The sequence below is a fragment of the Paenibacillus solisilvae genome (genome assembly GCF_042656405.1).
GTDB classification, from domain to species: domain Bacteria; phylum Bacillota; class Bacilli; order Paenibacillales; family Paenibacillaceae; genus Paenibacillus_Z; species Paenibacillus_Z solisilvae.
Window position 1 is genome coordinate 69,031 of sequence record NZ_JBHSOW010000016.1, and the last position, 12,083, is coordinate 81,113.

12 protein-coding genes are annotated in these 12,083 nt (G+C 47.5%); 9 read left to right on the forward strand and 3 right to left on the reverse strand.

Annotated elements, in window-relative coordinates:
• Positions 1–102: 102 nt before the first annotated feature.
• Positions 103–672 (forward strand): hypothetical protein, encoded by a 570-nt coding sequence (locus ACFPYJ_RS04640; protein WP_379186881.1) that lies wholly within the window; start codon positions 103–105, stop codon positions 670–672.
• Positions 673–782: 110 nt separating this feature from the next.
• Here ACFPYJ_RS04640 and lexA read toward each other — a convergent pair whose 3' ends face one another.
• Positions 783–1,403 (reverse strand): transcriptional repressor LexA, encoded by a 621-nt coding sequence (lexA, locus tag ACFPYJ_RS04645; RefSeq protein ID WP_379186882.1) that lies wholly within the window; start codon positions 1,401–1,403, stop codon positions 783–785.
• Positions 1,404–1,593: 190 nt separating this feature from the next.
• Here lexA and ACFPYJ_RS04650 point away from each other — a divergent pair, with 190 nt between their 5' ends.
• The 5 genes from ACFPYJ_RS04650 (at position 1,594) to ACFPYJ_RS04670 (ending at position 4,744) form a co-directional block, all read left to right on the forward strand.
• Positions 1,594–1,968 carry a LysM peptidoglycan-binding domain-containing protein gene (locus ACFPYJ_RS04650; protein ID WP_379186883.1) on the forward strand — a complete coding sequence of 125 codons (375 nt, stop codon included), beginning with the start codon at positions 1,594–1,596 and terminating at the stop codon, positions 1,966–1,968.
• 194 nt (positions 1,969–2,162) lie between these two features.
• Entirely contained in the window at positions 2,163–2,354 is a 192-nt protein-coding gene (locus ACFPYJ_RS04655; protein ID WP_379186884.1) for a DUF896 domain-containing protein, read from the forward strand.
• Positions 2,355–2,379: 25 nt separating this feature from the next.
• Complete coding sequence (locus tag ACFPYJ_RS04660) at positions 2,380–3,366, forward strand: aldo/keto reductase (RefSeq protein ID WP_379186885.1); 987 nt, start codon at positions 2,380–2,382, stop codon at positions 3,364–3,366.
• Positions 3,367–3,410: 44 nt separating this feature from the next.
• Positions 3,411–3,935, forward strand: coding sequence for a hypothetical protein (locus ACFPYJ_RS04665; protein WP_379186886.1), 525 nt, complete (start codon positions 3,411–3,413; stop codon positions 3,933–3,935).
• Between the two features lie 23 nt (positions 3,936–3,958).
• Positions 3,959–4,744, forward strand: coding sequence for an HAD family hydrolase (locus tag ACFPYJ_RS04670; RefSeq protein ID WP_379186887.1), 786 nt, complete (start codon positions 3,959–3,961; stop codon positions 4,742–4,744).
• Between the two features lie 113 nt (positions 4,745–4,857).
• On the opposite strand, the gene ACFPYJ_RS04675 is transcribed toward ACFPYJ_RS04670, so the two are convergent.
• Positions 4,858–5,406 (reverse strand): acireductone dioxygenase, encoded by a 549-nt coding sequence (locus tag ACFPYJ_RS04675; RefSeq protein WP_379186888.1) that lies wholly within the window; start codon positions 5,404–5,406, stop codon positions 4,858–4,860.
• A gap of 215 nt (positions 5,407–5,621) precedes the next feature.
• Here ACFPYJ_RS04675 and metH point away from each other — a divergent pair, with 215 nt between their 5' ends.
• Together metH and rnz are read left to right on the forward strand one after the other, a co-directional pair.
• Entirely contained in the window at positions 5,622–9,059 is a 3,438-nt protein-coding gene (gene metH, locus ACFPYJ_RS04680) for a methionine synthase (RefSeq protein ID WP_379186889.1), read from the forward strand.
• Between the two features lie 120 nt (positions 9,060–9,179).
• A complete protein-coding gene (gene rnz / locus ACFPYJ_RS04685; protein WP_379186890.1) occupies positions 9,180–10,100 on the forward strand; it encodes a ribonuclease Z in 921 nt (306 codons plus the stop codon).
• Positions 10,101–10,277: 177 nt separating this feature from the next.
• Here rnz and ACFPYJ_RS04690 read toward each other — a convergent pair whose 3' ends face one another.
• A complete protein-coding gene (locus tag ACFPYJ_RS04690) occupies positions 10,278–10,844 on the reverse strand; it encodes a DJ-1/PfpI family protein (RefSeq protein ID WP_379186891.1) in 567 nt (188 codons plus the stop codon).
• 223 nt (positions 10,845–11,067) lie between these two features.
• On the opposite strand from ACFPYJ_RS04690, the gene ACFPYJ_RS04695 reads away from it, so the two are divergent.
• On the forward strand, positions 11,068–12,048 hold the full coding sequence (locus ACFPYJ_RS04695) for a metal-dependent hydrolase (protein ID WP_379186892.1): 981 nt from the start codon (positions 11,068–11,070) through the stop codon (positions 12,046–12,048).
• The last annotated feature ends 35 nt before the right edge of the window (positions 12,049–12,083 follow it).

Consider the following 12,083-nt stretch of genomic DNA (forward strand, 5'->3'; position numbering starts at 1 on the left):
CGGCTGTTGTCCATCATATTTCATACCTGACTGCGAATTACACTTCGCTATCCTGATCAGCATACAATGCCACAAAAGGCTAAAGGCGGTGGCACAATTCGTATGGCATCAAACAAAACCGTTGAATTCAGGGTAACAGGATCTGTTCTGGCTAAAGTCGCACGCAAGATGGCGCCATTCTATTATAAAATAGCAGTGAACAAGACCTACGCAAAGGCTTGGTCCAAAGCGGTCCGGGAGGCCGATCTCGACAAAATGGAGAAGCTGTTTCAAACCGCAGTTACCGGAAAGCCTAACGGTTTATCCGCGAATGGAATCGGTTATTTTGTTGATTTTGAATTTCCGAAGCCAATCCTGCAGTATACGAACGGGACATCAATTATACCGGGAACGGCGCAGTTCACATTTGCTACACCGGTGCATCGAGCGATTGCCAAAGCGATTCTGCTCTTCTATATCAAGCTTTCTACCGATCGTTCTTATGCAGCGTCAGTTGCTTCGGCTGTACGCTCGAACAATAAGAGGCGTCTTTCTCATTTAGTTCGCATGTATGTCACTTCGAAGGCATTGAAATCGATTACGATCGATTTCGCCGGCTTCTCTTTGGGTTTTAAATATAGAGGGGTTAAACATACGTATGAGAATACGCTTTTCCGAGAATTTAGCGGTTAACCACCTGAGAAATCTCAGGATTTAGCAGCGATTGGGATACAATAAAGAAAGGTCCAATCTGTTCTGCTGTGTCAGCAGGACGGATTGGACCTTTCAATCGAAGAGGCAATTCAGTGAATATCGCGGAACAGTCCGATAACTTTACCGAGAATAGTTACATTGCGAAGACGAATAGGCTCCATGGAATCATTCGCAGGCTGCAACCGGATATGGTCGCGTTCCCGGTAGAAGGTCTTCACAGTTGCTTCATCGTCTTCTGTCATAGCTACAACGATGTCGCCGTTTGATGCAGATTGCTGCTGGCGGACGATAACATAATCGCCGTTATGTATGCCTGCATCAATCATGCTCTCGCCGACAATGTTAAGAATGAATACGGTATGATCGCCTACTTTTTCGGCTGGCAGCGGGAAGTAGTCCTCAATATTCTCAGTAGCTGTGATCGGGATACCTGCAGTTACTTTACCGATAACAGGAACCTTCGCGATTGCAAGCGGGAATGGAATTTCATTATCATCTGCATCCAGGATTTCAATGGCCCGGGGCTTGGTTGGATCCCGGCGGATCAACCCTTTCTTCTCCAAGCGGTCCAAGTGGCCGTGCACGGTTGAACTGGAAGCGAGTCCGACGGCTTCTCCGATTTCCCGAACGGAAGGCGGATATCCCTTCTCACGCACTTCCATCTTGATAAATTCAAGAATCGCCTGCTGGCGGTTTGAAAGTTTCGACACCAGAATCACTCCAAAGTTTCATTTGTGTCAAATTATAACACAGAACCGGAGTTCGTACAAACATAAGTTCGAGAAACAAGGGTTCGTATTTTTTAGGGAACAAATGTTCTTTTTATCTGTTGACTGCAAACGGGTGTTCGTGTTATTCTGATTTCAGAACAAATAGAACAAACGTTTGGGGTGCTGGAGAATGATGACAACGATATCTTCTTACTCTACTAACTATAAAGGAACCGAAGCGAAGCAAAGCAGCCTTCGGACACATAAGCAGTGGCGAGTAGAACGATTAGTACTTAGATTAGCTGTGGCAGCATTATTTTTTGTACTGCTGTTTACAGGTATGACGCTCATGAAGAGCTTTGCTAACAGTGAACAGCCTGCTGCAGCTGGTGCAGGGGAGCGGGTTATTATTGTTAGCTCAGGCGATACGCTATGGAATATCGCAAATGACATCCGTGACTCTGGTCAAGATGTTCGCAGAGTTGTATACGATCTGAAGGTACGCAATAATCTGACCTCGAGCACACTTCAAGCAGGTCAAACCTTAATTATTCCTGCAGATTAATGATGAATGGCTTGACGATCGTTGCATGACGAGATTTTGAATGCTGATATACAGACAGGTGGCAATCATTTCACAACTCCTCTCTAGGTTGATTTCCTTCTCTTGTTGACACTGTCCCGCCTTGACAATGCGGGATTAAAAATGTCAAAGTAAAGAGTGGAATATTGATCATACATAGAAAGGAGTTTTTTGTTATGGATGAACTTATTGCTCGGATTAATGAGCTTTCTAGAAAAAATAAAACAGTAGGCCTGACACCTGAAGAAACGATTGAGAGAGATGCACTGCGCCAGAAATACTTGGAAAATTTCAAACGAAACTTCCGTGATCAGCTCGATACCATCAAGTGGGCTGAAGATGAGGACGACAAGAATATGAAGCACTAAATCCATTAATAGGAGGTAATCCAAAATGCAATATCGTTTACTTGGTCGAAGTGGGCTTGCTGTATCTGAACTGTGTCTCGGAACGATGACTTTTGGCAATACAACTAGTGAGAGCGACTCCATCGATATGATTCACCGGTTCCTGGATCGTGGAGGTAATTTTCTCGATACAGCTAATGTGTATGTATCCGGACGCTCTGAGGAAATCGTAGGGAAAGCGATTCAAGACCGCCGATCTGAAGTTATTCTTGCGACAAAGGTGCGGTTTGCAACGGCTGGTCACCCAAATGGTGTGGGCGTATCACGCAAACATATTTTGGATGGGGTCGAAGCAAGCTTGAAGCGGCTTAATACCGACTATATCGATCTATATCAAGTTCATGTATGGGATCATGCCACACCGATTGAAGAAACATTACGTACACTTGACGACTTAGTTACGTCGGGTAAGGTTCGTTACATTGGCTGTTCGAATTTCTTTGCTTGGCAGCTTATGAAATCGCTGGCTACCAGTGATTGGAACCGTTATGTTCGCTTTATCTCGATCCAACCGCAGTACAGTCTGGTGAGCCGTGAGATGGACCGGGAAATGCTGTCTCTTTGCTTAGAGGAGAATGTGGGTGTTATCCCATGGGCGCCGCTTGGCGGAGGCTTCCTCACCGGCCGTTATACGAGAGAGGAACCGAACTCAGGCCGCTTAACTGCAAAAGCCGGCGAGAGCTCTTGGGCCATTCGTGCGAACGAGCAAAACTTTGCTGTTCTTGATGCGGTCCTTCACGCAGCTAAGGAGCTTGATAAAACCCCGGCACAAGTCGCACTCAGCTGGCTGCTGCAGCGAGAAGGCATTACATCACCGATTTTTGGAGCTAGCACGCTTGAACAGTTTGAGGATAATATGGGAGCTGTCGGCTGGTCGATGCCGGAACCCGTTTGGAAACGGTTGGATGAAGTGAGTTCGCTTCCATCCGAATATCCGAACCGATTTATCGCAAAATTCGCAAGACCGTTTTAGAAGCATTGAGGCTTAGTTTGTTATACCTATGAGGGGGAAATACATTGTCACGATCTTGGGAACGGAAAGTACAGAAGAATCAATCAACGATTAACAAACAGCGCAAAAAACAAGGAAAAGAGCCTTTGATGTCCACAAGCGGCAAATCGTCTGCTGCGCCGGTAGATACGTATAGGGGCCGCAGTATTCTAATGCCTGCGTTTCTCGTATTGTTCACCGCCATGTACGTCATCTTAACAGTTGGTTCTGAATCCTATAAGGAATCGAATACCATGTTCTGGGTAACCATTGGATTGTATTTGTTCCTTGCGTTAGTATTTGTTCTGCGCCGACCATACATGGCGGTCGGCAAGGATTTCATCCGTTCCCGTCGATTTGGGGGAGACCGTTCGCTCTACAAAGCGAATATTAAGTCGATCACCCTTCAAAAGGGCTACATTATTATTGCACAGCAAAAGGGCGGCAATTGGGTGTTCTCTCGTGTCATTAATCGCTATCCAACGAATGAAATGGGCGAACGTTTACGCTCCTTTGCTGCAAGCCAAGATATTCCCCTTACAGAAAAATAGATGACTGGAGTGCGATTGTGACTATGGCTAAGAAAGCAGTTCTTTTTGATCTGGATGATACGTTATTATGGGATGACCGCAGTGTAAAGGAAGCCTTTGAGGCTACCTGCAGAGCGGCATCTGCCAAAACTGGGATTGATGCAGAGGCATTGGAAGAAGCGGTGCGCCATGAAGCGCGCGAGCTGTACCAAACCTATGAAACCTTTGCGTTCACCAAAATGATCGGGATTAATCCCTTTGAAGGCTTGTGGGCTGATTTCAGGGAAGGCGAGCAGGAAGAATTCCGTAAGCTTGAACTTCTTGCACCCGGTTACCGGAAGGAAGCTTGGACTCGAGGATTGAAGGCACTGGGAGTAGATGATGCAAAGCTTGGTGCTGAGCTTGCCGAGCAGTTCCCAGCAGAACGCCGGAAACGTCCGTACATATATGAAGAGACCTTCCGCATGCTGGACAAGCTAAAAGGGCAGTACAAGCTGCTGCTGCTCACCAACGGCTCGCCAGATCTTCAAAAAGAGAAGCTTGCGGGAGTTCCTCAGCTGGTTCCGTATTTCGATCACATTATCATCTCCGGTGAGTTTGGCCAGGGTAAGCCTGCTGCTCCTATCTTTCTGCATGCCTTAGAACGTCTGTCCATTGACCCGGAAGATGGTATCATGGTTGGAGACAAACTGACCACAGATATTCTTGGCGCCAACACGATCGGAATGACTTCCGTATGGGTCAACCGCCATGGCATGACAAGAACAGATGAAATTATTCCTACTCATGAGATCAAACACTTAGAAGAGCTGCTGCCTCTGCTCGTTTAGAGCTGCTTGGTCAGCATGAAACTTTGAAACACAAAGACCCTTTCCAAGACATGATCTCCGGTGCGGAGCATACTGCCTTGGAAAGGGTCTTGTTTGTTTAACGTTTTATTTGGTTATGCTTGTGCTTTCTGAAACGTTGGATCTTCAAACGGATGCGCGATCCAGCCTTCTTTCTCGATGAAGAGTCGAACAGCAACAATTTGACGATTGTCCATCAAGGTGAAGAAGTGCGGTTTGTATTCAGGAACGGAAATAACATCGCCTGCCTCAAGCTCGACGTCGAAGTAACCAACCTCGTCGGCACCTTTAATAATGAAGATTCCACGGCCTGCCGTAATGGCGCGAACCTCATCTTCTGTATGCGTGTGAACCTGCTCGAATTTACGCAGCACTTCATCGAGATTTGGAGTTGCGTCAGATAGAGCAACAATATCCCAAGTATGGTAGCCGCGTCGTGCTGCAAGATCATTAATTTCATCGCTATAAGTCGATAAAATAAGTTCTTTGTCTTCATCTGATAAGACAAATTTGTTGTCAAGTTCTGCAGGCAGCTTAGCTGGATTCCAATGTTCATATAATACTTCTTGTTTCTCTAAAAAGGCGCGAACGTTTTCTTCGCCGGAAATACGTTCGTCGGTATTGCGAATACGGATTTCTGCCATTGGGAGATCCCTCACTTCAAAAAGTTTTAATTCCGATAAGAATAATTATAAAGCAAAACAGAAAGGCTGTCGACCGCAGATGATGTGACAGATAGAGCCTTTTCACGCACGTTCGATTCTGATAGACTAAAGATTAATGATTTTGGCTGACGCTCGCCTTATAGAGAAGATAAATTCTATGTTGGTGAACGCAGTTTCGGAAAGGAAGTTCATCTATGTCAAAACCGACGATACAGGAAATGTTAGATAAACGCATTCTCATTCTCGATGGAGCGATGGGAACAATGATTCAGCAAGCAGATCTCGGGCCTGAGGATTTTGGCGGCGAGGAGCTTGAAGGCTGTAATGAAATGCTTGTTCTGACACGGCCTGATGTTATTCTTGGTATCCATGAAGCTTATTTGGAAGCTGGCACGGATATATTAGAAACGAATACATTCGGAGCGACAAGCGTTGTACTGAATGATTATGATATCCCGGAGAAGTCCCGAGAGATTAACCTTGCGGCTGCAGCGCTGGCCAGGCAAGCGGCTGATAAATTTTCGACTCCGGAGCATCCACGTTTTGTAGCCGGAGCAATGGGACCGACGACCAAGACATTATCCGTTACCGGGGGAGTAACATTCGATGAGCTCGTTGACAGTTATTATGAGCAAGCGGTTGCTCTGATCGAAGGAAATGTCGATACACTGCTGCTTGAGACTTCACAGGATACGCTCAATGTTAAAGCAGGTACAATCGGGATTCAAAAAGCTTTCATAACGACAGGAAAGAAACTGCCGATTATGATTTCCGGAACAATCGAGCCGATGGGTACAACGCTGGCCGGACAGAACATTGAATCGTTCTACATTTCGCTTGAGCATCTTAACCCGATATCCATCGGACTTAACTGTGCTACGGGCCCCGAATTCATGCGTGACCATATTCGTTCCTTGTCCGCGATTTCACGCTCGGCGATCAGCTGTTATCCGAATGCAGGGTTGCCGGATGAGAACGGACAATACCATGAATCACCGGCGTCGCTCGCCAAGAAAATGGGTGCTTTTGCAGAGCAGGGCTGGTTGAACATTGCTGGCGGCTGCTGCGGCACAACTCCGGATCATATTCGTGCAATGGCTGAAACTCTTGCTAATTTTGAGCCGCGGCGTGAACAAGGGGATCATCCTCCGGCAGTTTCGGGTATTGAAACCGTCTTTATTGAAGAGGATAACCGTCCAATCATGATCGGGGAACGGACCAATATCTCTGGTTCGCGTAAGTTCAAGCGTCTAATTAAAGAAGAGAAGTTTGAAGAAGCATCGGAAATCGCCAGAGCGCAGGTTCGAGGCGGAGCTCATGTCATTGACATCAATCTTCAGGATACAGATATTGATGAAGCAGGGGCTGTTCATAGGTTTCTGCCGGAAGTTGTGAAGAAAGTTAAAGCGCCGTTGATGCTCGATTCAACTTATGACCACATTATTGAGCTTGGTTTGAAATACTCGCAGGGCAAAGCCATTATTAACTCCATCAATCTGGAGGATGGCGAATCCAAGTTCGAGAAGATACTCCCGCTTATTCATCAATACGGAGCTTCTGTCGTGTGTATTCTAATTGATGAGAGAGGACAAGCCGTTTCCCGTGAAGCGAAAATGGAAGTCGCTACCCGTTCTTATAACCTGCTTGTCGACAAATATGGAATGAACCCGGAAGATATTATTTTCGACCCTAATATGTTCCCGGTAGGTTCGGGTGATCCTCAGTACATTGGTTCTGCGGTTGAGACGCTCGAGGGTATTCGGATGATTAAGGAGAAGTTTCCAAAGGCGAAGACGATCCTCGGCTTGAGTAACATCTCTTTCGGATTGCCGCCGGCAGGACGTGAAGTATTAAATTCGGTTTATCTGTATCACGCGACCAAATCCGGTCTTGATTATGCAATCGTGAATACCGAGAATCTGGAGCGTTATGCCTCCATTCCGGCTGAAGAACGCCAATTAGCGGAAGAGCTCATTTACAATACAACGGATGATACTTTAGCCGCATTTGTCGCCGCATTCCGGGATAAGAAGATCGAGAACAAAGAGAAGACTTCGAATCTTCCTCTGGAGGAGCGCCTCGGTTCGTATGTCATCGAAGGAACGAAGGAAGGGCTTATTCCTGATTTGGAAGAAGCACTAAAGAAGTACTCGCCGCTAGAAGTCATCAACGGACCTCTCATGGAAGGGATGGCCGAAGTAGGCCGGTTGTTCAATAACAATGAGCTCATCGTAGCGGAAGTGCTGCAGAGCGCAGAGGTTATGAAAGCGTCGGTCGCCTATCTGGAGCCTTTCATGGAGAAGAATGAGACTGCCGTTAAAGGAAAAATCATTCTAGCCACCGTTAAAGGTGATGTTCATGATATCGGTAAAAACCTGGTGGAGATCATCCTCTCCAATAATGGGTACAAAATAATCAATCTTGGCATCAAAGTACCGCCAGAGCAGCTGATTGAAGCTTATCGCAAAGAAAAAGCGGATGCCATCGGACTATCCGGCTTGTTAGTTAAATCAGCCCAGCAGATGGTTATAACGGCACAGGATTTACGAACGGCTGGTATTGATGCGCCTATTATGGTCGGCGGAGCGGCATTAACACGAAAGTTCACGAAGAACCGGATTGGTCCGGAGTACGATGGGCTTGTGCTCTATGCGAAAGACGCGATGGACGGACTTGATATTGCCAACCGGCTGATGAATCCACAGCAGCGGCAAGTGTATGAAGAAGAAATGGCTGCATTCAAAGCTGCGGGCGGCATAGAAGAGGAAGAGAAGAAGCCGCTTCCTGAGCTGACACGCGTGGAGCGTTCAAGCATTTCGGTGGATGCTCCGGTATATATTCCGCCTGATCTGGAACGCCATGTGCTGCGTGAAGTGCCGATCCCTCATATCGTGCCATATGTTAATATGCAAATGCTGCTTGGTCATCATTTAGGATTAAAGGGAAATGTGGATCAACTGCTCGCAGAACGCAATGATAAAGCTGTGAATTTGAAGGAAACGGTAGATAGCATTCTTCAGGATGCTGCCAGAGGTGAGCTTCATGCCCACGGGATGTACAGGTTCTTCCCGGCACAATCGGCTGGCAATGATATCATCATCTATGATCCGAAGGATCCTGGCAAGGAGATCAAGCGTTTCACGTTCCCGCGTCAGCAGGTTGAGCCATATCTCTGTTTGGCTGATTATTTGAAGCCGGTTGAGAGCGGCGTTATGGATTATGTCGGCTTCCTCGTTGTTACAGCCGGCGAAGGTGTTCGTGAGAAAGCGTCCATCTTAAAGGATAATGGGGATTATTTGCGCTCCCATGCGCTTCAATCCGTAGCACTTGAGGTTGCTGAGGCTATGGCTGAACGTGTCCACCACTTGATGCGCGATACTTGGGGCTTCCCGGATCCGCATGATATGACCATGCAGAAGCGTTTCGGCGCTCGTTATCAAGGTATTCGTGTATCCTTCGGTTACCCGGCTTGTCCGAATTTGGAGGATCAGGAGCCGTTGTTTGATCTTATGAAACCAGAGGATATCGGCGTGCAGCTGACTGAAGGCTTTATGATGGAGCCGGAGGCTTCTGTATCCGCAATGGTATTCTCACATCCGGAAGCTAAATATTTTAACGTAGACAAAGCTTAACGATCCCAATTGCGTTTAATCGGCATGAAGCCGGTCAATCCTTGCATACCCTCCGTAGAGACGGCTAAACCCGTGACTAAGGAGGGTATTGCTATAGAGGTCAGAATAGGAGGGGCAACTTTGAAACTTACATTTCTAGGCACAAGCGCAGGCAGGCCGACAAAAGCGCGGAATGTAACGTCTATCGCCCTGTCACTGCCGGAGCCGCAGCACGGTTTCTGGTTGTTCGATGTTGGTGAAGGCACACAGCACCGGCTGCTTGGCAGCAAGCTGAAATTAAATAAGCTGGAGCGGATTTTCATTACCCATCTACATGGAGATCATATTTATGGTCTGCCGGGTTTGCTGACCAGCCGTTCTTATTTTGAAGGAGCTGTACCGCTCACGATTTATGGCCCTCCAGGTATTCGAACCTTTATTGATTGTGTGTTTCATCAGAGCGGTGTCCATCTCGGTTACGAATTAGAAATCATCGAGGTCGAAGCGGGCCATGTATTTAGCGACAGCTATTTCACAGTCGAGGCAGCTGAACTTGTTCACCGCATGCAGTGCTTTGGATACCGGATTATTGAGCATTCACAGCCGGGTAAATTGAACCTGCCGCTCCTGAAGTCGCTGGGTGTCCCTTCAGGGCCTCTCTATGGAAAACTCAAGCAGGGTGAGGATGTTACGCTTGCCAGCGGGGAGACGATTCGATCTTCTGATGTAGTTGGACCGCCTGTGAATGGGCGGATCGTAACGATCTTGGGAGATACGAGTCCATGTGATAATGTGCTTGTACTGGCCAAAGATGCAGATTTGCTCGTTCATGAGGGAACTTTTTCCGGAGGTATGGAAGAAAAAGCGTATGCTTACGGACATTCTACGGTGCTGCAAGCTGCGAAAGCCGCTTCTGAGGCTAAGGTGAAACAATTAGTCATGACGCACTTCAGCTCCCGGTTCGATGATGAAGCGATTGAGCAGCTTGTTCTGGATGCTAAGGAAATTTTCGAGCATTCAGCGGCTGCTTATGATTATGGGGAGTTTTGTATTCACCGGTAAAGCTCCGGTTTTGGTGTTTGTGCTCCCGTGGTACTTCGTACCAAAGTCGCTCAAACACTCAAAACCTTCGCCGCAGCAGTAAGAGCGATTGAGAAATCTCAATCGCTCGAATTCTTCTTCAACCTCGCAAAGACCGTTAGACCTCAAAGACCTCAAAGACCTCAAACACTCAAACACTCACTGTGTAGACTTAAGTTTAAGAATAAATTCCCGCATGAATCCGGGTAAATCAGGCCAGGCATGCCCGGAAATCAGGTTTCCGTCCACATGAAGGGTATCGGCAGCGTAAGTGGCGCCCAGCTGTTCTACGTCTAAGCGGCAGGCGCTATAGGCCGTCAATGTGCGGCCTTCAAAGTAACTCTTATCCTTGAGAGCGGCGAACACCTGTGCACCGTGGCAGATTGCTCCGACAGGCTTGTCCGCATCAAGGAAATGCTGGATGATGCCAGGGAGACTTTCATTCGAGCGGATATATTCAGGTGCACGTCCTCCCGGAATGACTAAGCCGATATAATCGGAGGGATTGACATCTGCGAATGCAATGTGGGAAGGCAGCAAATGCGCCGGCTTCTCGGTATAGGTTTCCCAGCCATCAACGAAATCATGGACGACCGTGTGCAGTACCTTTTTGGCTGGAGATGCAATGACCGCTTCATAACCTTCCTCAAGCAAACGGTAGTAGGGATAATACACTTCCAATACCTCTGCTCCATCACCAGTGACGATTAATACTTGTTTAGACATGGTTTCACACTCCTTGGAAATGTATGGTAACCCTTTCATTATGAATCAATTCTTGATGGGCTGTAAACAGGTAGAAGGTGTGAATTATTGTCGAATGGTGCTGGCAAGTCATGATAATCTGCTTCTTTTGTCCTGCCTTACAAATTCAACATAAAACGCAAATCATCTTCTAATGATCCGGGGTTACAATGTTCCCGAAGGCTCCGAAACGACCTGAGAAAGGGTGATCATCTTGGATACCGGAAGTCATTTACTGTTTGGCGTCACGTTAGCTGGTCTCTCTATGCTTGATCCGGCTGTATCTGCTCATCCGGAGGTTTTGCACGCTGTATTTGCAGCAGCGCTGCTTGGCAGCCATGCCCCGGACTTTGATTCTGTGATGCGCTTACGCGGAGAATCGGCTTACATTCGCCATCACCGGGGATTGACACATTCCCTGCCCGCACCTTTTGTATGGGCGCCGGTTATCGGGCTGCCAATTGCTTGGCTGTTTGGAGCTGCCTCGCATAGTTGGATCGTTGTGCTGTGGGCTTTGATCGCGGTATGTTTTCATATTGGGCTGGATTTATTCAACGCCTATGGGGTGCAGTGTTTGCGGCCGTTTTCCAGAAAATGGTGGCACCTTGATGTGCTTTGTCTTTTTGATCCGTATTTGTTTACCATCCATGCTGCCGCAGCGCTTATATGGCTGTTCAGAGGGGGACCGGCAGGGCCGATGTTTGCCTGCGTCTATGGGGTAACAATCCTATATGTAGCGTGGCGAACCTGGGAGAGCAAGCGGACAGTCAAAAAGCTTAAGCGCACTTACGGAGAGCAGGGATATATCTCTCTAATACCCAGTCTGTTCGGTGGCTCCTGGCAGTACGTGGCGGAGTCTGAGGATTCGTATATAACCGGTAGGATGAAACGAGGCATGGTCACCCAAGAAGCAGTCTTGATGAAGACCGCTCCTTCCAGCTATTCATCGGTTGCAAGAGCGACGATGGGAACTGACGGCGTGCGCGCATTCCTGCATTTTGCGCAAAGCGTGCATGTTCATGTAAATGAACGATTGGACGGGTACGAGGTGACGTGGAGCGATGTGCGGTTTTGGCATAATCATAAGATGCCGTTCTCTGCTGCGGTCACTCTAGACCGGGATTTGAATGTGCTTAGCGATCAGCTGGGATGGAAGAAAAAGTCGTGGGAACCTCCGCATGTATAATCATTACCGCATTCTTGTCGCATGCATGCGACGGA

Coding starts and splice junctions, on each gene's coding strand:
- metH (WP_379186889.1), top strand. CDS start 5,622: ATGTCAAAACCGACGATACAGGAAATGTTAGATAAACGCATTCTCATT.
- ACFPYJ_RS04655 (WP_379186884.1), top strand. CDS start 2,163: ATGGATGAACTTATTGCTCGGATTAATGAGCTTTCTAGAAAAAATAAA.
- ACFPYJ_RS04660 (WP_379186885.1), top strand. CDS start 2,380: ATGCAATATCGTTTACTTGGTCGAAGTGGGCTTGCTGTATCTGAACTG.
- ACFPYJ_RS04675 (WP_379186888.1), bottom strand. CDS start 5,406: ATGGCAGAAATCCGTATTCGCAATACCGACGAACGTATTTCCGGCGAA.
- ACFPYJ_RS04650 (WP_379186883.1), top strand. CDS start 1,594: ATGATGACAACGATATCTTCTTACTCTACTAACTATAAAGGAACCGAA.
- ACFPYJ_RS04670 (WP_379186887.1), top strand. CDS start 3,959: ATGGCTAAGAAAGCAGTTCTTTTTGATCTGGATGATACGTTATTATGG.
- ACFPYJ_RS04690 (WP_379186891.1), bottom strand. CDS start 10,844: ATGTCTAAACAAGTATTAATCGTCACTGGTGATGGAGCAGAGGTATTG.
- ACFPYJ_RS04640 (WP_379186881.1), top strand. CDS start 103: ATGGCATCAAACAAAACCGTTGAATTCAGGGTAACAGGATCTGTTCTG.